15 protein-coding genes are annotated in these 21,805 nt (G+C 29.6%); all 15 read left to right on the forward strand.

Features of this window, described 5'->3' with window-relative positions; genetic code table 11:
- The first annotated feature begins 44 nt into the window (after window positions 1-44).
- The 15 genes from GTZ96_RS02140 (at window position 45) to GTZ96_RS02210 (ending at window position 21,777) form a co-directional block, all read left to right on the forward strand.
- On the forward strand, window positions 45-1,106 hold the full coding sequence (locus GTZ96_RS02140) for a glycosyltransferase family 4 protein (protein WP_161640939.1): 1,062 nt from the start codon (window positions 45-47) through the stop codon (window positions 1,104-1,106).
- 13 nt (window positions 1,107-1,119) lie between these two features.
- Window positions 1,120-2,196, forward strand: a complete 1,077-nt coding sequence (locus GTZ96_RS02145; protein ID WP_161640940.1) for a glycosyltransferase family 4 protein — start codon at window positions 1,120-1,122, stop codon at window positions 2,194-2,196.
- Window positions 2,174-3,727: a murein biosynthesis integral membrane protein MurJ gene (gene murJ, locus GTZ96_RS02150; RefSeq protein WP_161640941.1), complete on the forward strand. Its 1,554-nt coding sequence runs from the start codon at window positions 2,174-2,176 to the stop codon at window positions 3,725-3,727. Before GTZ96_RS02145 ends, murJ begins: the two co-directional genes overlap by 23 nt.
- A 181-nt stretch (window positions 3,728-3,908) precedes the next feature.
- Window positions 3,909-6,113: a discoidin domain-containing protein gene (locus tag GTZ96_RS02155; protein WP_161640942.1), complete on the forward strand. Its 2,205-nt coding sequence runs from the start codon at window positions 3,909-3,911 to the stop codon at window positions 6,111-6,113.
- A gap of 919 nt (window positions 6,114-7,032) precedes the next feature.
- Complete coding sequence (locus tag GTZ96_RS02160; RefSeq protein ID WP_161640943.1) at window positions 7,033-8,196, forward strand: hypothetical protein; 1,164 nt, start codon at window positions 7,033-7,035, stop codon at window positions 8,194-8,196.
- 17 nt (window positions 8,197-8,213) lie between these two features.
- The gene (locus GTZ96_RS02165; RefSeq protein ID WP_161640944.1) at window positions 8,214-9,419 is read left to right on the forward strand and encodes a glycosyltransferase family 4 protein; all 1,206 of its coding nucleotides are present in this window, start codon (window positions 8,214-8,216) and stop codon (window positions 9,417-9,419) included.
- Window positions 9,420-10,550: a glycosyltransferase family 4 protein gene (locus tag GTZ96_RS02170; protein ID WP_161640945.1), complete on the forward strand. Its 1,131-nt coding sequence runs from the start codon at window positions 9,420-9,422 to the stop codon at window positions 10,548-10,550. It begins immediately after the preceding gene.
- Between the two features lie 13 nt (window positions 10,551-10,563).
- Window positions 10,564-11,481: an NAD(P)-dependent oxidoreductase gene (locus tag GTZ96_RS02175; RefSeq protein ID WP_161640946.1), complete on the forward strand. Its 918-nt coding sequence runs from the start codon at window positions 10,564-10,566 to the stop codon at window positions 11,479-11,481.
- A 111-nt stretch (window positions 11,482-11,592) separates the two neighbouring features.
- Window positions 11,593-12,651, forward strand: coding sequence for an SGNH/GDSL hydrolase family protein (locus tag GTZ96_RS02180; RefSeq protein WP_161640947.1), 1,059 nt, complete (start codon window positions 11,593-11,595; stop codon window positions 12,649-12,651).
- 694 nt (window positions 12,652-13,345) lie between these two features.
- Window positions 13,346-14,191, forward strand: a complete 846-nt coding sequence (locus tag GTZ96_RS02185; RefSeq protein WP_161640948.1) for an RteC domain-containing protein — start codon at window positions 13,346-13,348, stop codon at window positions 14,189-14,191.
- A gap of 263 nt (window positions 14,192-14,454) precedes the next feature.
- Complete coding sequence (locus GTZ96_RS02190; protein WP_161640949.1) at window positions 14,455-14,748, forward strand: helix-turn-helix domain-containing protein; 294 nt, start codon at window positions 14,455-14,457, stop codon at window positions 14,746-14,748.
- 99 nt (window positions 14,749-14,847) lie between these two features.
- Window positions 14,848-16,272 carry a DUF3945 domain-containing protein gene (locus GTZ96_RS02195; RefSeq protein ID WP_161640950.1) on the forward strand — a complete coding sequence of 475 codons (1,425 nt, stop codon included), beginning with the start codon at window positions 14,848-14,850 and terminating at the stop codon, window positions 16,270-16,272.
- A gap of 20 nt (window positions 16,273-16,292) precedes the next feature.
- Window positions 16,293-18,377 carry a type IA DNA topoisomerase gene (locus tag GTZ96_RS02200; protein WP_161640951.1) on the forward strand — a complete coding sequence of 695 codons (2,085 nt, stop codon included), beginning with the start codon at window positions 16,293-16,295 and terminating at the stop codon, window positions 18,375-18,377.
- A gap of 689 nt (window positions 18,378-19,066) precedes the next feature.
- Window positions 19,067-20,914 carry a caspase family protein gene (locus tag GTZ96_RS02205; RefSeq protein WP_161640952.1) on the forward strand — a complete coding sequence of 616 codons (1,848 nt, stop codon included), beginning with the start codon at window positions 19,067-19,069 and terminating at the stop codon, window positions 20,912-20,914.
- A complete protein-coding gene (locus GTZ96_RS02210; protein WP_161640953.1) occupies window positions 20,911-21,777 on the forward strand; it encodes a lipase family protein in 867 nt (288 codons plus the stop codon). The genes GTZ96_RS02205 and GTZ96_RS02210 overlap by 4 nt, the downstream gene beginning before the upstream one ends.
- Window positions 21,778-21,805 lie beyond the last annotated feature (28 nt).

Below are 21,805 nucleotides of genomic sequence, written 5' to 3' on the forward strand. Positions count from 1 at the left end.
TTCTCATACGTTCATAATAATAAAATAGTATCATTTCGTAGATAATGAAAAGAATCTTAGTTATAAGCTCGTCTCCTTTTTTTAGTGGGGCTGAAATAAGTTTAATGCAGTTACTTGAAAAAATAGATACAAAGTATCAGTTAATGTTAATAACAGGAAACGTAGATCACTTTAAGCATATAAAAATGACTAAGTATTTAGAGATTGATTCGATTACAGATAAAGTCTCTTGGTCTTCTTTTTTAAGAAAAACATTTGTAATTAATTACAAATGTTTTTATCAGATAGTAAAGTTTAAACCAGAGGTTATTTATTTTAATACAACGAATTCTTTTTTAAATTTTATTTGGTTGGGAATTCTATTTTTTAGAACAAAAAAGATTTGGCACGTAAGAGATAATTTAAAGAATAAGAAATTTATAAAAAAATTGAAGCTTTTTTCAAACTTAATTGTTTGTAATTCAGTATTTATAAATAATCAACTTAATGCTAACTTTAAGGGAAAGGTCATTTATGGAGGAATTGATATAGATAAGTATAAAAATACAAATAGGCAAAAAAAACTTAAAACAGTAGCGTGTATAGCACAGTTAACATTATGGAAAAATCAAATAGATTTTATAAAGGCAGCTCAAATCATACATAAAAAAAATGCTGAAGTTGAATTCCTAATAATTGGAGATATTTTGAATCCCAAGGACATTAAGTATAAAGAACTATTAATAGAATATGTTAAAAATCATGATTTAGTTGATGTTATTAAGTTTGTAGGATTTCAGAATGATGTTATAATGGTTTTATCAGAGATTGATGTTTTAATTCATCCAGCCATTGAAGAACCTTTTGGGAGGGTTCTGATAGAAGCCATGTCTATGGAAATACCTGTTGTAGGGTATAAATCAGGAGGCCCCCAAGAGGTTATAGTTAATAATGAAACAGGGTATTTGGTAGCCCCGTATGATTATGCATTATTAGCAACTAAGACTACAGAATTATTAGAAAATGATGATTTAAGATTAAAGTTTGGTCAGGAAGGCAGAAAAAGAGTTGCTAAAAAATTTTATATAGAAAAATATGTGAATGATATGGAAAAATTATTTATGTAATTTAATTACGATTATGAAAAAAATTCTTTTAAATGGATTGCAATTAGGAAAACAAAACTCAGGTGTCCAATATTACACAGAATATTTGTTTAATGCGTTACAACAAGTAAAATCATTGGATTTTGAATTTAATATTTTAGAAAATGATAGTGTTAAGAGAAAAGACAGAAGTAGTTTAAAAAGAATTTTGTTTGAAGTTTTTTTATTGAAATTCTACATAAAAAAAAAACATTTTGATTTATATCATTCGCCACATTATATATTACCCAATAGATTTAAAATACCAGCAGTTGTAACTATTCACGATCTCATAACTTTAGATTTTCCTGACCTATGTAAATATCAATCTGTATTTTATTTTAATCTTTTTCTCAAAAAAACAATTCGAAATGCCAATATTATAATAGCGGTATCCCATACAGTAAAAAAAGATATTATACGCCATTTTGATGTTGATGCTCATAAGATTAGAGTCATACATCTTGGTATTGATCCCATTTTTAAAAACACATTAGATTTTGATTTGGCGATTAAATATCGTTTGCCCGAAAGATATATTCTTTTTGTTGGAAATATTGAAGGGAAAAAAAATTTGACACGTTTGTTGTTAGCCTTTAATGAACTCATCAATAAAAACAAAATTGAACATAAATTGGTGTTAGTTGGTAAAGAAGGATGGAAAAATAAGTCGGTATATAAAACCATATTGAAATACAATCTAAAACCATACATTTTATTTACAGGGTATGTCCCTAAAAAAGATTTACCCGTTATTTATTCTATGTCTGATTTATTTGTTTTCCCGTCCATTTATGAAGGGTTTGGAATTCCACCTTTAGAAGCCATGGCCTGTGGAATACCAGTAATAGTTTCAAATCAAGGAGCTTCACCAGAGATTTGTGGTGATGCATGTTTGCTAGTCAATCCATACGATACCCACGAAATGGCAAAGAGTATAGAGATGCTGCTTAATAATAAAGAACTTAGACAAAACAAAATTAATTTAGGTCTCGAAAGAGTAAAACAATTCAATTGGGAAAAAACTGCAAAAGAAACATTAAAAGTATATGAAGAAGCAATTAGTATCTAGTTTTTTTAAAAATGACTTACTAAAGTCTTCTTTTGGGCTTTTAGTTATCACACTTATTGTTAAGGTGCTAGGGTATATTGAAAAATTAGTTCTAGCTAATTATTATGGTACAGGCTATGAAGTTGATGTATATACAGTTGTTATTACAATAATTTTAGGTTTTTTCTTTTTTTTTAGAGAAATTATTGAACCTGGTTTTTTACGTGTCTTTTTGGAAGCAAGCCAAAAAGAGAAAGTAGAAAAACAAGCTTGGGGTATATTTAATTTGGGAATACGTATTATTTTAGGAATTACTATTACAATAACCATATTCGTAATCTTCTTTTCAGGTAGTTTTCTATCAATTTTTGCTCCAGGATTTGGTGGGAATCAATATGATTTAGGAAAAGGATTAATTAGAATAGGAATACCAGCAGCCATTTTTTTAGCATTGTCTACATTAACAAGTATTATATTAAATGCAGATAAAAAATTTATTTTACCAGCATCTGGAGAAATTGTGTTTAAAGGTGCGATAGTTTTGTCAATGATATTATTATTTGGCAGTTATGGTATTTATGGAGCTATTGTAGGTGTTGTTTTAGGAGCAATAGGAAGATTGGTATTACATCTTAGTAAACTTTATAAAAAAATTAGTTTTAAAAAAGTTGAAGTTAAACCAGTATATAAAAAACATATATGGGTATTGACCTGGCCTTTGTTGTTAGGAGTAGGATTCTCCCAAATAAGTACATTTATAGATAATGGGTTTGCATCTTATTTACAAGAGGGGGCAATTGCGGCACTTAGTTATTCGAAGAAAGTTGTTGAATTACCGGTTGTTATGTTTCCTTATATATTGAGTATTGTTGTATTTCCTTATTTTTCACAATTGGCAATAGAAAAGAATAGAGATAAATTGCAACGCTTATTTGCAAATTGTTTAAAATGGATTTTAATTGTATTCATCCCAATTACTATTTTCTTTTTGGTATATGGTTATTTTATAATAGAAATAATATTTCAGCGAGGTGCATTTGATGCTAATTCAACCCAACTAACAGCAAAGCCCTTTCTAATCTATTCAGTAGGATTGGTGTTTTTTGCAATAGAGACTATTTTGGTTATTTATTATTATGCGAATGCGGATACAAAAACACCTGTTTTTGTTGGAATGGGCTGTGTTATTCTTAATATAATCCTAACATGGGTATTTGTAAACAATATTGGTTACATAGGAATTGCATGGGCTTTTGTAATTCAAAAAATGGTAAAGAATTTTATTTTATTATATCTTTTAAAAAATAGAATTGATTATTGTATAAAAGATGTAGTCTCTTTTGTAATAAAATTATGTGGTGCTACTATTTTATTTGGTTTTCTTATGTATTTTGGGAAAATGTTTGTTTTCGAAAGTAGTAATCACAGCCTACTTTCTAAGATAAGTTTCATGTTATGTAACTTTATAGTTTCAATAGCACTATTTATATTTTTTCTAGTAACTACAGGTACAATAAGTTTGAAAAGGAAAGAATATTTTAGTCAAGTTTAATTTTAAAAAAATGAATTCTATAACGAATTCAATCCGTTTATTCTTTTTCGGATTATCTAAATAATATAACTTTCTAAGAGTTTAAGTTACTTTTTAGTGTTTTGATAAGAAAGGTTGTGGTCTCTTTGGAAAACTTAGGGTATTATTTTATAGGATTTAAGGGGTTAAAAAAAATAAATTTATGTTTTCAAAGATCAAAAAAAATTTATTCATAACAGTTGGACTAGTAATTATAGTGGAATTGTTCTTGCGGATTTGTTATCATCAAAAATTGGCTACTAGTCATTTTCCAATGATATATGAAAGAGATTCTATATTAGGCTATAAATACATACCTCATGCTCAAGATTACAATCGTAGACCAATTTTTTATAATGATAATATTAAAATCAATAGTTTTGGGTACAATGATTCAGAGTTTTCTTCTAAAAAGAAGAAAGGGGTTTTTAGAATAATCATAGTTGGTTCCTCTGAAGAATGTGGATTTGAAACAGGTGCACCACAAACTTATGTGAGTTTATTAAGGGAAAAAATGAAAAAAGTCAGTAATAAAATTGAGATTATTAATTGCTCTATTGACGGTATTTATTCAACAACAAATTTGATAAACCGTATAGAAAAGGAAATAATAGGTTATCAACCTGACGTAGTATTATTAACAACTAGTCTAAAACTATATGAAGCTTTATTATATCGTACCCTTTATAAAGACTTTATACTTGTTTACCAAGATTCAAAAGATTTGGTAAATGCTAAAAAATACGTAGATCAACTACATTATCATTTTTCTTATAGTAAATGGTTATATGACTATTTATATTCTTTTCGGGCTATATGTAGATATTATACAAATAATGAAAATGATATTACAGATTTATTATCCAAAATGGATTTATTTCAGGATAAAAAAAGAATAAATGATTATACTACAAACCTGATTAAATATGGAAATTTTAGTCGAATAAACTTTACTTATGAGGAGTCCTTGGAGATTTTTAAGGAATTAAGTGATTCATTAAAGTCTATTAATTCAAAACTTGTTATCTATAATAGATTTAGAAATAGTCATATAGAAAAGGATTTTCTTAAATCCGCTGGAGTAGGGTATTTGGGTATGGATTCTAAATATAATGATCAATGTACATATGGAAAAGAGGATGGTCATTCAACTCAGGTTGGTCATGAAAAGTCAGCAATTGCTTTTTATGATGCATTAATAAAAAGCGACATTATACCTGAAGAATTTCTTAATTTAAAAGATAAACCAGTATTAAAAGAAGAAGATTCAACGAAAGTTTATTTGGATTTATTTGATTTTGAGGGTCTAAAGGCAAGTTTGTTTCATGAAAATTTTATTTTAAAGAAAACGAATGTTACAAAAATAGTCAGTGTTGATTTTAATCCTGTTGAAAATTCAGAAGTTTATTACCAATTATTTAATAAATATTATAAGTTAAGCGGTAATGATATTACTATTGATAGAAAAGAAATGTTAAACATTAAGTCGGTTAAAGAGTTGATTATAAGGCTCAATAAATTAATTATTAATGAACAACCAAGATTGATAGTAACGCCCATACCCATTAGGGTATTGGAGGATTATCCAAAAGAATCCATTGATCTTTTACATAAATTTGAAAGTTATTGCAGAATGAAGGGAATAGATTTCTTGTTTACTTATTTTGGGGAGCATCCAGATTTATCAATTCTGGAAAGTATGTTTAAAGAAAGGTCTATGTATTTTGAATCTGTTAATTTGAACACAAATAACTCGATTTTTGAGTCTTTTACAGAAGAAAAACTGGTTAGGGTTGTTGCAATAACAAAAGCTGATTTTTTATATAAGAAAACAAAGGAGTTGCTAAAAAACAAAGGAGAGTTTTTGAAAGAAGGCTTAGATTTAGCGAGAGGGAAATTAGTAAGAGTCTCTAGTTTGATAAAAACAAATAAATTTAATTCTGATTTTATTACGAGTAATCGAAAAGTAGAGGTTTATGGAACTACGGGGTGGCTAAGTGAAACACTAAATGGGTATTCAAATCATAAGGAATGGATTAGTATAGACTTGAATAATATGTTAGAAATAGATAGAGTCATATTGTATCCCATTTATTCTTTAGATATGAAGATGGAACCCAATGGTTTTCCGGTAGGGTTTAAAATTCAAACTTCAAATGATGGAATCATTTGGAAAACTGTTAAAGAAGTGAAAAATCATCCTGTTCCAAAAGTTTATGATCCTCAGGTATTTAACTTTAAAAAATGTTATACTCGTTATGTGAGAATTTTAGGAACTGATCTTCAAAGAAATGATTATGATGAGGGAAGTTTATTTAGAATGGCATTATCTGGAGTTGAGATTTATAATACCCAGATGAAAGATTAATTGTATCCTTTCATTCTTTAGAATTAAACCTAAATAATCCTTTGAGACTTTCTTACATGTTGGATTTGGGTTGTTATTGACTAAATTTTGTTTAATGTATATAATTAAAAAAGACCAAATTATTATGATTTTAAATAATGGAAAGCTTATACTGACTATAAGCTTTATTCTATCAGCGATATTTGTTTACTTGTTTTTATAAAGAGACGAAAGAAAAAAATGTCTCTTGGGAACACTTACTTATAGTGGGTACTTATTCTTTTTGGGAATTATTATTTATGTTTTTTATGCATTATCTTATAATGCGACCATGAATAATTATCCAAATAGGGAATTTACAAAAAATGAATGGTCAAGTAATACAGAAAAGCGATATGAACTTTACAGAGATCTCTCAGAAAACAAAAAAGACCTTCTCTTACAAAAAAGGAAAATGAATAATTAACCAATTGGGGCTTCCTCTATTTACTAATGATTCAACGGCTTTCTACTATTTGGGTATTATACCTTTTCTTTTTGCTATAGATCCTGAATTGTTGGTAGTTCAATTTGATGAAAATAAAATATGTTTTAATTTTTCACAAAAAGGTAAAGTTAACTAACAGGTTTTAAGAACTATTATTTAGTGTCAGACTAGATGTTAAAAAAGGTTAATCAATTTAATCCATAATAATAGTTAAATAATTTTAAGAAATGTCAGAATATATTAAAGATCTGTAAATATTTAACCCTTACTTGTTTTCTGCTCATAATATTTCTGGAAGTAGCATTGAGAATAGCCCGAAAGGAGACAAGTGTTATAAAATTTTATAATAAAAAATAATATTTAAATAAGTAGTACATTATTAATAATTTCCAAATCTAATTTTGAATAATATTCTAGAATTAGATAAAAAGGAATACAAATTTACCTTCATATATGAAAAAGTTAAAAATAATAAGTTTTGTTATCGTTTTAATTATAGTTTTTGTTGAAATTGGATTAAGAGTTTTTGCATATAAAAAATTAAGAAAATTTGAACATTTAGAGTATGTAGCGAATAAAGAATTGGGCTATACTTATAAGCCTAATTCTGAAGGAATCGTAGTCACAGCTGCATACAAAAATGCCATGAAGATTAATAGCATTGGTTATTGTTGGGATGAATTTGAAGAGACAAAAAAAAAACACATGTATAGAATTATAATTATTGGAGATTCTGATGATACAGGAATTTATACAAATGGACCAAATAGTTATGTAAGGTTATTACAAGAAAAATTTTTAAATAATAGAGATAAAATAGAAATTATTAACTTTTCTATGGATGGTAGTGAGCGAGTATTCGACCGTTCAAATTTAGCTATAAACTGCATCAAATACCAACCCGATTTGATATTATTTAATACCGATTTTCCTATAACCTTACAAAAAAGATATAGGACTACTTATAAAGGATATCAACTTAAATATACTGATTTTGATAACAAATTGACTGGTGTGAAAAAGTATATTGATAATGAATTAAAGGATAATTCAATATTTAATTCAGTATATGGAGTTTCTTATATATTTCGTTATTTATGTAAATTTCATGTTGAAAATCCCAAAAATATTATAAATAAATTCATAAGCAAAAATATAATTGGTAAATATCCTTACATAAAATATTATATAAGAAGACAAATAGATGTTTCAGAAATTTTTTTAAAATATGAAAATACTCTTAAGGGAATTAATGACAATGTTGTTAAAGATAATTCTGATAGTAACGATAATAATCCATATATAGCAAAAAAGAGACTTAGTGAAACTGAGTCAATAGCTATGTATAAAAGTCTTAGTGACTCACTATCAAAATCAAAAGTTGCTCTATTGTTATATAATAAATATCAACAGGAAAAAAGTTTTGAAGCATTAAGTAGAATAAGAGAACTTAACTATATGCCTTTGAATATAAAATATAGGAGTGAATATGGGTTTGGTAAAGCTGATGATCATTCCTCTCAACTAGGGCATGAAGTAATAGCGAAAGAGTTTTATAATAAGTTGTATTCTAGTGGGTATATTCCTCGTAAATTCTATGGTTCTAGTAAAGAATAGGAATATTAAATAATTATATGAAAATAGTTTATATTATAGAGAAGTTTCCTTCTCCTACAGAATATTTTATATTGAATGAGATACTTGAGCTTCAAAGGAGAGGGATAAAATTAGATATTATAGTATTAAGGAAACAGAAACAATTTTTTGATATACCTGCATTAAAGGAATTGAAGTGTTCGCTTTTTTATTTACCCAAAATCTATTTATACCTACCTTTTTTAATTTTTTTTAACGAACCAATTGCTTTTATTAAATCATTAGCGTTGTTGTTTAATGATATTAGAAAACAGTCATTGAAAACATTTAGGGATTATTGCATTTCCATTTATTTTGCATCAAAATTGGAGAAAAATCAAAAATTTCATTTTCATGCACATTTTGCTTTTCTAGCTGTTGATATTGCATCATTATTATCTAAAATAAATAAAACAAAATATAGCCTGACAATGCATGCACAAGATATTTACACCAATGAGGCGAAATTAATTCAGGTAATTTCTGATTGTAGTTTTTTGATTACGTGTACAGAATATAATAAAAAGTATTTAAATGAAATAACATTTCACAAATTTGAAAATAAAATTCATCGGATCTATCATGGAATAGATACGTCGAATTGGATATGTAAAAAGACAAAGCCTCTGGAAAATTCTCTAACTAAAATACTTTGTATTGCTAGATTAGTAGAAAAAAAAGGATTGGTCTATTTATTAGAAGCGATGCATAAATTAATTAATGAAGGACTTAATATTCAATGTACTATTATTGGTGAGGGTACTTTAAAAGAAAAGTTAGTTCATTATATTACAGATAATGGTTTAGAAAGAAATATTGTCTTATTAGATTTTCAGCCACAAGATATTGTAAAACATATTTTGTTAAAATCAGACATCTTTGTTCTTCCAAGTATAATTGCTGAAAATGGAGATAGGGATGGCTTACCCAATGTAATTGTAGAGGCCATGACTTTAGGAATCCCAGTTATTTCAACAGGGATTTCTGCAATTCCAGAAATGATAGAGAATAGGCATACAGGGTTACTGGTGAAAGACAAAGATGCAAATGCTATTGTAAACGCTGTTAAGGAATTAATTAGTGATGAAAACTTATATAGCTCAATTGTTGAAAATGCTAAAAAGAAAATAAAGTCTGAATTGGAAATTCAACACTGTACAGACCATCTTATTAATGTTTATGAAAATAACATACAAGTGTATTAGATGGGTAAGAGGACTAAAATTTTATATGGTATTGAATCAGCTGGCGGAGGTTCATTAAAGCATTTAGTGTATCTAGTAACAAAATTAAGTAAAGAAAAATTTGAAATTACAGTTATTTATTCAAATGCTAGAAATGAAGATATTCGGATTCAATTAGATGATATAAAAAATAGAGGCGTGAATTTAATTCATCATTCCATGTCTAGAAACATACATCTTTTAAAAGATATTAAATCCTTATTTTATTTATTAAAATTTATAAATAAATCGAAGTTTGATATTGTACATGCACATAGTTCAAAAGCAGGTTTTTTATTTCGTCTTGCTGCTTATTTAAAAGGAGTGGAAAGAATATTTTATACTCCCCATTGTTTTTATTTCCAAAGTAGTGAAGGAATCAAAAAGCGCATATTTATTTTTTTTGAGAAAATATTAGCGACACTGTCAACTAAAATAATAGTTTCTGAAAGTGAATATAGAGCCGCTATCGATAATAAAATTACTAAAGATTCCAAGCTTGAAGTTATAAATAATGCAATTTCCTTTGAAATGTATAAAAAGAATAACCAGATTCGTCAAACATTAATGAAATATAATATTAAGGAGGGGAATTTTATTGTTGGTTCCATAGGAAGGTTATCGCTTCAGAAAGATTGGGAAACATATATTTATACTGCCAATGAAGTTTTGAAAAAATATCCTAGAACGGTTTTTTTGATAGTAGGAAGTGGGGAACAAGAAAAGGAACTTCGAAGACTAATTATAGAATTAGATTTAGAATCTAAAATAAAATTAACAGGTTATGTTACTGATATCCATAATATATATGGCATAATAGATGTTTTTGTAAGTACTTCTTTGTGGGAAGGCCTTCCTTATGTGTTTTTAGAAGCCATGCAATATAAAAAAGCCATTGTGGCAACTAATTCTACAAACCAGAATATGATTTTTAGCAATGATAATGCATACCTATGTCCAGTAAAAGATTATAAATACATTTCGAGAAAAATAATTAGTTTGATTGAGGATAAGCAATTGGCTAAAAGAATGGGGGAGAAAGGAAGGGAATTATTGGAAAGAAAATATTCTTTCGAGTTATTTGCCAAAAAACATTTAAAATTATATAACTAAAAGGCATTTGTAAATGAAAATATTAATAATAGATCCTTTAAGTGAGAATACTATATGTCGTTTAAAGAAAATAATAGATTTAGAAATCTGTTATTTACTAGGCCTTGATGAAAACGAAATCTTGAAAGAATTGAATGATACTTCAATCTTAATTATGAGGACTTCTTACATTTTTTCTGAAGAATGGTTAAAATATGCACCTAAATTAATTGCGGTTATTGTGGCGGGAAATGGTACAGAAAATGTTCCAATTAATTTGTTGAAAAGCAATAATATAATTTTCAAAAATGTAAAAGCAGCATCCGTTTCATCAGTTGCTGAATATGTAGTTTGTTTAATGTTGATGGGGCTACGTAATATAATGGAAGGGATTAGATCTGTTGAAGAAGGAAAATGGAAAAAACCATTACTTATAGGCAATGAAATTAAAGAAAAGACAATTGGATTAATTGGATTTGGAAATATAGGGAAATCGATTGCTGAATTATTAGATAAGTTTAATGTAAAAATTATCTACAATAATGAATCAGGTCCAGTTGAAAATTCATTATATGAATATGTTGAATTAAAAGAATTAGCAAAAAGATCTGATATTATCAGTATACAAGTGCCGTTAACAAATAGCACTAAACATTTTATCAATGAGGATTTTTTTTCCAACATCAAAAAAGATTGCGTCTTGATTAATGCATCAAGATATGAAGTGATAAATATGGATCACTTAATAGATAAGTTAAAACAAGGCTTTTTTAAACATGTTTATATTGACCCTATTGAAATAAGACATTTAAAGGAAATTTCTAAAACAGAAAATCTTCCCATAAGTTTTTTACCTCATTTAGGAGCCAATACTTACGAAGCTCAAGAAAGAATTGGTGGAGAAGTCATAAAAATAGTAATTCAATTAATGACTAAAGTAAGCATGGTTTAATTGTTTCTTTATTGATACAAATTAATTTTAAATGCCTATTCTATATTTTGTATTCTTTACTTAATATTAGAATCCAACCCTTATAATGTGTAATCTATAAATTTTAATATTTTGAAAAAACTAAAAATTTTATTTTTTGTTCTAATTAGTTTGTTTTTTATGAGTGAAATATATCTTAGGGTATTTCATTATGAAACTTTAAAGAAATTTAAACGTGACCTTGCATATATTCCAGATCCTTTATATGGTTATAGGTATGAGGCTAATTCAGAACAAGAATTTATTTGGCCAGATATAAATAAAAAATTCAAGTTTAATAATCAGGGCTTTTATGGTCCAGATTTTTCAAAAATAAAAAAGTCCGGGAGCTATAGAATAGCGTTTGTAGGGAACTCCGTGACATTAGGGATAAGAAGCGATGGCGATGATAATTTTGTGATGAAATTACAAAATTTGTTTAATCAAGCTAATTATAATGTTGAGGTAATAAATTGTTCTGTTGATGGAAAGGATAATGATCTTGGTAATTTAAATAGGATTAAATATCAAGTTGCAGAATTCAATCCAGATCTTATTATGTACCAATATGTCTTTCCTTTTAAAAAAAGGAAAATAGTGAGAGGTGTTTATAGAGATATTATGCTCAAGTATGATTACGATATGCGAGACTCACTTCCTAAACTTTATTCTGAGCTTGATAAGATATATTCAGCAAATGTTTTAATAAAAACTTATCATTATTCTTATAATATTAGAGCGTTATGTCGCTGGTTGCTTAATAATAAGAAAGCAAAGTTTTCAAAATTTTTCAATAAAAATATTCTTGAAATTAAATGGATTAATACCTATGTTACAAAAGGAAAGAATTGGGGGGATTGGAAAAATAACGATGAAAGCTTTACGGCTAGTGAATCATATAATATGTATTTAGATGTAAAAAGACATCTTGATAGTTTAAATATTCAATTAGCAACCTTTGATTTAGGACCTAAGCCTGAAAAAATTTATCCCATTAATCCAGATTTCAATCTTGATATAAAGTGGAAAAAAGAATTAATCCTTCCAAATGAGGGACATCCAAACGATAAAGCTCAGAAGCTTATTGCTGAAAAAATGTTTAATCTTTTGATAAATTCTTCAATTCCTTTGGATAAATATAAAAGAAATTAGGATTAAATATTATCTTATTTGAATGTATTAGTTAACGATTTAGAGTATTATAATAGTAAAAAAAGAGGCTGTCCTAAAAGTAATTTTTCGGGCAGTTTTTTTTTACAAAAATGAGTGAATGTTATTATTTTAAATATTAATTGAATATTGATAATAAGCTATTTTTCCTGAATATGCAGATAAAGTTATCAAAAAAAGTCTTCTTGGTAAATAGAACCATTTGTAATGCTAGAAAAATGATTTTAGAATACATCATATTTAAGAAAATCAACAGAATGTATTAAATTATCTTGATAAATTTTGCTCTTAATTGTATAGAAATCATTTTGAAGAAAAATTGTCAGATTAACTTATGGTTACTAATTTAGAACAGTTTGCTAATAGTAAAGACAAATATGCCAATTACTAGATAATAAGTTGTAGTTTTTTTTTTACTTTGTAAGGCAATAATGTAAATAAAATTATGTTAAGTAAGATATATAAGAATTTACAATATGTTTTTTTGAAAAGAACAAAACTAAATGGAGGCGTTTTAAAGTCTTTATTATTAAAAATTAAATAAAAAAATATGATCTTTTAAAGGCCTAGCTTTAGTAACTCATTTTGGATTCATTTACTAAAAATGTAAGATTCATCGAGAAAGTTGATTTCGTTTTGTAGGCTATATTTTTATGAGATTAAAAATAAACGTACAATGAAAAATACTTTAAATGATATACTTGTTCAAATAAAGAAGTATGAAAAAAAAGTTTCTGACGAAGCAACTAACTTAATAGATGAATCTTATAAAATAAGTACCTATTTAAGGGAATTATTATTCGAAATAAAAAATCAAATTTTAAAAGTTGGTTTTAAAGATGATTCAGAAGAAATTAATTTTTTTAAAAATATCAAACCTCAAATACTTGGTAAACTAATTTATTATAATAAAGTATTTCGAACAGAGACTTCATGTCCTGTAAACGATGGAAAAATGTATCATAATTTCTTTTCTAATGAACTAGAAGAATTAAAGCTAGAATATAAAGAACACATTTGTAACTCAGATTTTCACAGGTATTATCGTTCTGGAAGGACAGATAGAGACAGTGAATATTTCATGTTGGGTAAAATAAATTATCATAATGGACTCAATAGTTTTGTATTTGAAATAGATCCTAGTTTTTCTACCTATTATGATTACAAAGTAGCCCGAATCATTGCTAACGAACTGCTTTATACGTATCTGTTGGAAAAAACAAATCCGGATCAAAATTCAAATTCTATTTTGCAAAATCCGGAATCGGTAAAAGATATTTTTTGGACAGATTCTAAAAATGCGCTGATTGAACTGATTTATGCTTTATATGTTTCAGGAGCAATTTCACATGGGAAAATTGGAATTCGAAAAATTAGTCTTGCTTTCCATATTTTGTTTCGTACTCCTTTAGGAGACATCCATCATGCCTTTCATCGTATGAAAGAAAGGACAGGTTCTAGAACGGTTTTTCTAAATAAACTTAAACTAGCTTTGGAAGAATATATGGATAAGGATTTATAATTGTATGGCAACTTAATAATAAGAACAGCGTTTTACTACGCTGTTTTTTTATGCCCATAAATACCCATTGGCATACCTAGATATTATCAATTGTCGACTTTAGATGTTATCAACAGAATAGTTGCTTTACCACATTTATAAAATTACAAATATTTAAAAAAATCGTCATTTCCAATTGGTACATCTTGGCGGATAATTACACTCATACTTTTCAAATTTGTACAGCTATCATAAGTAATTGTGTAATGTATTAAAGTAAAAGTATGAATATAGACAGAATGGAATTTATAGCATGGATGGAGCGAATTATGGATCGTTTCGATATCTTAAATGAACATATAAATGATGTTCAAAAACAACGTAATAACATTGATGGAGAAGAATTGTTAGACAATCAGGATCTCTTACAGATGTTGAAAATCAGCAATCGCTCACTTCAGCGTTACCGCTCATCAGGTAAGTTGCCTTATTATACAATTAGTGGGAAGCTTTATTATAAATTATCAGACGTTCATCAATTTATACGTGATAGTTTTAATGCTGCTTTCAAAAAGTGACAGACAAAAAATGTCAAGTAAAGCCATTGAAAGTCATTTGGTATGTGCTATTATTTTATATCATTATTTTCGGGTATGTAAATTAAAAATGCTATTGTGATGAGCGAGCAATCTATAGATGCACCAAAAGCTGAAGATCAGTTTTCAGATATTTTATTGGTACTCGACAAGAAAAAAAAGAAAATAGAGGTAGTCAAAGGAATAGATAAAAATGGTGAACTACAAACGGTAACTGCCAACAAGAAAAATGAAAGCCAGTTTATGCGTGTCGATAAACATGGTGATTTGTTTTCTAATTTTTTTTCAAATTTTCTGAACCAATTAAAGAATCCAACCCATTTTACTTTTTTTAGAGTAGCTGTCCATGACGGGATTAATGTAGCCAATAAAATGCAAAAAGAAGTTGATAATCCAACTCAAGAAGGAGAAAAACTATTTAGCCAACACGAGATAAGAATTGATTATAAACAACAAAATAATAATACTATGGAAACAACACAGTCAACAACGGAAACGAGTGAATATCGCTTTAAATTAGAACAGATTGATTGGAATGCGATGTCTAATCTCGGATTAAGCAAAGAACGCCTTGAAAAAATGAAGCTACTTGATCCTTTATTAAAAGGATATAAGACAAATGAATTAGTTCCCATCAGTCTCGATTTAGGAACTTCTATTACCCGTATGGATGCCAGACTTTCTTTGCAGACTAAAGAGGATGGACAGGTGGTTGTTGCTATTCACGGAATCCGGAAAGAACCACAGTTAAATTTCCCGTTTTTTGGACACGAGTTTACCAAAGAAGATAAGGAAAACTTACTCAAAACAGGAAATATGGGAAGAGTGGTTGATTTGACCAATCCTAAAAATGGAGATATAATACCTTCGATTATTAGTGTGGATAGATTGACGAAAGAACTTATTGCTTTGTGTACAGACCGCATTAAAATACCTGATGAAATAAAAGGTGTGAAGTTAGATGAACAACAAAAGCAGACTTTAACAGAAGGTAAAGCTTTGTATATAGAAGGGATGATTTCTAAAAAAGGAGAACCTTTTAATGCCGCTATTCAATTTAATGCAGATAAATGTTACGTAGAGTTTCTTTTTGACAGAACTAATAATACGCAATCTGCAAGTCAACAACAGGACGTGCCTCGTGTGTTTAGAGGAAAAGAGCTTGATGAACAACAATATCAAAAGTTCCAAGAGGGGCAAACAGTACATGTAAGTGGTTTGGTTGATAAGAGAGGCAAAGAATACCAAGGCTATATCATATTCGATAAAGAAACTGCAAAAACTAATTTTTCTTTCGATAATCCAAATAAATTAAAAGAAAAAGCACAGCCTAAAGAGGAAAGTAAAACACAAGTTGCTGTTAATTCTGAGGGCAAAACGAATGAGGCTACTAAGAACATCAAAGAACCTTTGAAAACCGAACAGAATAATCCGGATAGTAAAAAGCAACAACAAGAGCAGGAGAAACCTAAAGCAGCTAAGAAATCTACAGGTCGAAAAGTGTAACTATCTTAAAGACTCAATCGATGAAAGTAGTAATTGCAGAAAAACCAAGTGTGGCTAGGGAAATAGCCTCGCTTTTGGGAGCTAGTGAGAAAAAAGAAGGTTATTTGATGGGGAATGGATATCAGGTGACCTGGGCATTTGGACATTTAGTTACCTTGGCCATGCCAGAGGATTATGGTATTAGTGGTTTTCAAAAAGAAGTCTTACCTATATTACCTAGTCCTTTTTTATTAATCGCTCGAAAAATCAAGACAAATGATGGTTATGTTCCTGATGAAGCTGTATCGAAACAATTGAAAATCATAGAACAGCTTTTAAAAAAATGTGTAAGTATTATTGTTGCCACAGATGCTGGGCGTGAGGGAGAACTAATATTCCGTTATATTTATGAATATCTAAGATGCAACAAACCTTTTGAAAGATTATGGATAAACTCATTAACAGAAAAAGCAATTCTCAAGGGATTGAATAACCTCAAACCAGGAAAGGAATTTGATGGTTTATATTTTGCTGCTCAAGGGAGAAGCTGTGCAGACTGGTTAGTTGGTATCAACGCTTCACAAGCTTTGACAGTTGCTGCCGGAAGTGAGATTTATTCTTTGGGAAGAGTGCAAACCCCAACATTAGCACTTATTTGTAAAAGGTTCATAGAAAATAAAGCATTCACAACTAAGAAATATTTGCAAATTAAGTTAGAGCATCGAAAGGATTTTATTGATTTTAAAAGTCTTTCTTTAACAAAATGGGATGATAGTAAGCAGGCTGATCATGCACTGAAATTCATTCAACGACATGGAATAGCTACGGTCACAGCTCTTGAAAAGAAGACAGTTAATGAACAACCACCTTTATTATTTGATCTTACAGCATTACAAAAGGAGGCCAATATAAAATTGAATCTTTCAGCAGAGGAAACTCTTACTATTGCTCAAAGTCTTTATGAGAAGAAATTTATCAGCTACCCACGTACTGGCAGTAAATATATTCCCGAAGACATTTGGGTAGAAATCCCGCAGTTAATAGGAATATTGGAAGAGATGGATAAGTTTCGAGAAGTAGTGTCTAAAATTAAAAGAGGACGTTTGAATAAACGCATCGTTAACGACCTGAAAGTAACCGATCATCATGGTTTGTTGATTACTGATAAGATGCCTTCGGCTTTAGCTGTAAAGGAGAAAGCTATTTATGAAATGATTGCCTATCGTTTACTAGAAGCAGTTTCACCTGTTTGTATTAAAGAGATAACGGATGTTGTCTTACAGACGGTGCATTATGATTTTTCACTAAAAGGATGTGAAATTATTGATGCAGGCTGGAGATTCATTAAGGGAAGTTTTATAGATGAAGATAACAATCCCGTCCAGGATTTACCGGAACTAAAAGAGGGAGATGAGTTAAAAATAAAGGGAGCGAAAGTTTTAGAGAAACAAACCAAACCACCAGTTCTTTATACCGAGGCTAGTTTATTGGGAGAAATGGAAAACGCAGCTAATCAGATTGAAAGTGAACAAGAGCGAAAGGCTTTACAAGGAATAGGAATTGGAACTCCGGCAACAAGAGCAGCTATTATTGAAACACTTTTCAAAAGAGACTATATCAAAAGGGAAAAGAAATCGTTGTTACCTACCGAAAAAGGATTAAAGGTTTATGAATTAGTAAAAGATCAAAAGATTGCAGATGTAGCGATGACTGCCCAATGGGAACAAGCGATGCAAAAGATTGAGAATGATGAGTTAGATGTTGAGATATTTCAAAAAGAAATAGAAACATTTACTGTAGCTATAACGAAAGAAATACTTGCTTTATCAGTTGGAAATGAAAAACAGCCTGAATTAATTTGTCCAAAATGCGGTATTCAGAAATTAGTGATTCGAGATAAATTGATAAAATGTTCAGATCAAAACTGTAGTTGGGTTCAGTTTCGAAATATTTGCGGTATTCAATTAAATCTAGAAAATTTGGAAAAGCTGATTACAACAGGTAAAACGACGCTGCTAAAAGGAATGTCTAGCCGATCTGGTAAAAAATTCGATGCTTTTATTGTTATGAACGATAAAGCAGAAAGTTCCTTTGAATTTGAAAAATATAAATATTCAAAGAAATAATAGGATTTTGATTGGTAACATTTTCCAGATTATAAAAGGCTATCTGAGAAGTAATTTTCGTACAGCCTCTTTGACCAATATTAAATTTTTTGTTCAATGTGTCTATTTAAAGTTGAATTAACAATTGATAAAGTTACCGGTCAAACTTTCCTAAAAAATAAACGTCCAATACTGCTTGACATGCAGGGTTTGTATTTTTTGTCATGGCAAAAAAAAGTCATGGAGGATCGTAATTTAAACGTATCCAATTTCTTAAATTTTTTTTCTGGTGATTTATAAAGATAGCCTTATAAATAAAATTTTCAGACTCACTTTGCTGTTATAATTAGAGCGACCTTTGCCTTAGATTGGCAAGGAAAAACCAAGTTTAGAAAGCTTTGAAAATTCCACAAATGCATCTATAAACCACATTTGATCATAGGGTCTTATAGTGTTTTTTAAACTGGGCAAATGTATTTGGTGCTGGGGAATTACTGTGATATACTGTGTTTATTAAAATACGAAAATTCTTGTGTTGGCATGACTTTTTTTCTATATTTGATCCAACAGAAATGGAGGTTTTGTTTACAGATTGTCGTTGTGTGCATATAATTAGGCATGAGCTTTTGCAAACTGTTTATTAAATTCTATTTCTGAGCAATAAAAAAAAGTTAGTCACTGATAAATACAAACAACTTTATTTAAGTAGTATGGCACTTCAAAATATTCCATTTCCTTTTAATTCTATGATGCCACAAAAGAAAAAATGTGCAGTAATAATTGGAGTCAACAAAACTGGTGGTTTAGCTGTTCTTTCAGCTGCAGTGAGTGGAGCGGAAGATTTTAACAAATGGGCTGTTTCTCAAGGCTTTGACACATCTCTTTTAATTGATACTGACAACCCTGTTACAGTGAAAATGATAAGGGACGCAGTTACGGGTTTTGTAAATGAAAAGATTTACGAACAGATGATCGTATATTTTTCAGGACATGGCATTCTTAAAAGTGCCATGGATGAATTATGGTTATTATCAGAAGCACCTGAAGATAGTAATGCAGCAGTAAATGTGCAACCTTCAAGATTTCTTTCACGTAGATGCGGTATTCCCAATGTGGTGATTATTTCAGATGCCTGCCGTTCAGCACCCGGAAATACTCAACTTTCTCAGATGTCGGGATCAGTTATTTTCCCCAATTCAGCCATTAGTAATACAAGAGTAAATGTTGACATATTATATGCCACAGCACCCGGTGATCCTGCTTTTGAAGTGACTGCAGATGAAGCCACAAAGAACTATTGTGGTCTGTATACCAGAGAGCTTTTAAAAGGGCTTAACGGAAAAGTGCCACAAATAATTAAGGACTATGACTTTGATTCTGTGGGGTTAGTAGGACTCCTTAACAGTCCGAAATTTTCCATAATTCCAGCCTATGAATTGTCGGAATATTTGTTCATTGCAGTACCGATTTCTGCAGCACAGATCAATATAACCTTAAGTCAAAAACCGGATGCTGAAATTACTTCACGCCTTCCGTCTTATCTTTCACTTCTTGAAAGTACAAAAACAGAGTTAGTCCATAAGTCTGCTACTCAAATGACAAAAAATGGTAAGTGGTTAGATGGTGATTTTTGGAATTTTGAAGGTTTAAATAAAGATTTCAAGATACCTAAAACAGAGCAAATTAATAAGGAAATATTAGAAAATGATATAAAAGAGCCACAGGTAGATGACAATTCTGTGCCAAAAAAATATGATGAGGAGGCTTTCGACTCTATTTTGCAGGCCTTAAACAGATCTAGTAAAGACATCTTAACTGGATTTACTATTGTTGGAATTCCATTTGTAGAAAACCATTATTCTAAAAATGATGTACAAATTTTCTCTGAAAATGAAGCAGTACAAATTAGAATTAGAATATATCTTAAAACCTATTTTCTGGATCTTCCACGAGGGCGTTTACTTCCATTGGCAGTACTTCCGGGTTTTATAGGTACTGTTGTTTTTGATAAAGATGAAGTCATAACGGTTAATTACAGCCCGTCTTCGAATAGTCTTAACGCAGTAAACGGGGTTAATGAAATAAATAGTGATGTAGAAGAAAGAAGAGCTGTTATAGCTGCAAAGTCAAAAGGCGGCACATTTAGAATTTCTGAAAACATCGATGAGCTTATTCATACAGCGAGCTATTTGAGAAGGCACAAGAATCTGGATCCAAGTCTTGGACTTTATGCAGCCTACGCTTACAGTCAGGCCGGAAAATTTGAAGATGTGCAGTCCATATATGACTATATGAAGGAAGAGCCTGTGCCTGTGCTTTTTGATGTAGCAATGCTTAATGAACTCTCTGTGCCAGAACCAGACAAGCTGGTTTTGGAGAATGCTTCACCATTCTGTCCAATGCTTAATCAGGGATGGTCGTATCTTACTATTAATCCAGAATTTTATGATCCATTTTTAATTGAAATCTCTAAATATAGAGTAGCTGGGTTATGGACAACTTTTACAGCAGAAGGATCGGCTATAATTAAACAAAAATTTAAAGACTTAAATATATGAATTTGATATTAATACATGGCCGCGACCAGCAAGGGAAAAATCCGTCTGAATTAAAAAAAGAATGGCTTGATACATTAAAAGAGGGGCTTTTAAAAAATAATTTGGAACTTCCACAGGATATAAATATTGTATTTCCTTTTTATGGTGATTTGTTAGATGCCTTAAGTAAAGACATAAGAAATCCCAATTCCATTGCAGGAGTTATTGCAAAAGGCAGCATTGAGGAAAAGCAGCTTTCATTCTATTTTGAAATATTAAGTGAGATGGCTGTCAACGCAAAGATTGACGATAAGAAAATAAGTGACCTAGTAGTTGGTACAAGAGAAAAAGGTCCATTAAATTGGGAATGGATTCAGGCAATAATAAGGGCTTTGGATACACACAGCCCATTTGGGAATTTCACTCTTGAGAAAAGCACTTTTGATGTATTTGTATATTTGACAATTGAGGCAATAAAAAGTCAAATAAATAAATTTATCATGGATTCAATTCCAGAAGGTCCCACAGTTGTTGTTGGGCATTCTCTAGGATCTGTAGTTGGGTATAATGTGCTGCAGGAATTGACAGGCCATAATATCAAAAAATACATTACTATCGGTTCGCCTCTGGGGCTGCGCTCTATTAAAGACCATCTATCGACACCTCTTAAAATGCCTTTATCTGTAACCGGGGGATGGTATAATGGCTATGATGAACGAGATTTTGTCGCTTTAAATGCCTTAGACAAAATAAATTTCAATATTAGTCCTCCCATTGTAAATTCTAACCATGTTAGAAACAAAACAGATAACCGTCATGGCATCATTGGTTATCTTAATGATGCAGTAGTAGCAAAAGAAATATATAATGCCCTGACGTCTTAGTATTTTTTGTATTATAAGATTTTTTTTT

The organism is Flavobacterium undicola (assembly GCF_009909155.2).
GTDB lineage: Bacteria > Bacteroidota > Bacteroidia > Flavobacteriales > Flavobacteriaceae > Flavobacterium > Flavobacterium undicola.

Coding starts and splice junctions, on each gene's coding strand:
- GTZ96_RS02140 (WP_161640939.1), top strand. CDS start 45: ATGAAAAGAATCTTAGTTATAAGCTCGTCTCCTTTTTTTAGTGGGGCT.
- GTZ96_RS02145 (WP_161640940.1), top strand. CDS start 1,120: ATGAAAAAAATTCTTTTAAATGGATTGCAATTAGGAAAACAAAACTCA.
- murJ (WP_161640941.1), top strand. CDS start 2,174: ATGAAGAAGCAATTAGTATCTAGTTTTTTTAAAAATGACTTACTAAAG.
- GTZ96_RS02155 (WP_161640942.1), top strand. CDS start 3,909: ATGTTTTCAAAGATCAAAAAAAATTTATTCATAACAGTTGGACTAGTA.
- GTZ96_RS02160 (WP_161640943.1), top strand. CDS start 7,033: ATGAAAAAGTTAAAAATAATAAGTTTTGTTATCGTTTTAATTATAGTT.
- GTZ96_RS02165 (WP_161640944.1), top strand. CDS start 8,214: ATGAAAATAGTTTATATTATAGAGAAGTTTCCTTCTCCTACAGAATAT.
- GTZ96_RS02170 (WP_161640945.1), top strand. CDS start 9,420: ATGGGTAAGAGGACTAAAATTTTATATGGTATTGAATCAGCTGGCGGA.
- GTZ96_RS02175 (WP_161640946.1), top strand. CDS start 10,564: ATGAAAATATTAATAATAGATCCTTTAAGTGAGAATACTATATGTCGT.
- GTZ96_RS02185 (WP_161640948.1), top strand. CDS start 13,346: ATGAAAAATACTTTAAATGATATACTTGTTCAAATAAAGAAGTATGAA.
- GTZ96_RS02190 (WP_161640949.1), top strand. CDS start 14,455: ATGAATATAGACAGAATGGAATTTATAGCATGGATGGAGCGAATTATG.
- GTZ96_RS02195 (WP_161640950.1), top strand. CDS start 14,848: ATGAGCGAGCAATCTATAGATGCACCAAAAGCTGAAGATCAGTTTTCA.
- GTZ96_RS02200 (WP_161640951.1), top strand. CDS start 16,293: ATGAAAGTAGTAATTGCAGAAAAACCAAGTGTGGCTAGGGAAATAGCC.
- GTZ96_RS02205 (WP_161640952.1), top strand. CDS start 19,067: ATGGCACTTCAAAATATTCCATTTCCTTTTAATTCTATGATGCCACAA.
- GTZ96_RS02210 (WP_161640953.1), top strand. CDS start 20,911: ATGAATTTGATATTAATACATGGCCGCGACCAGCAAGGGAAAAATCCG.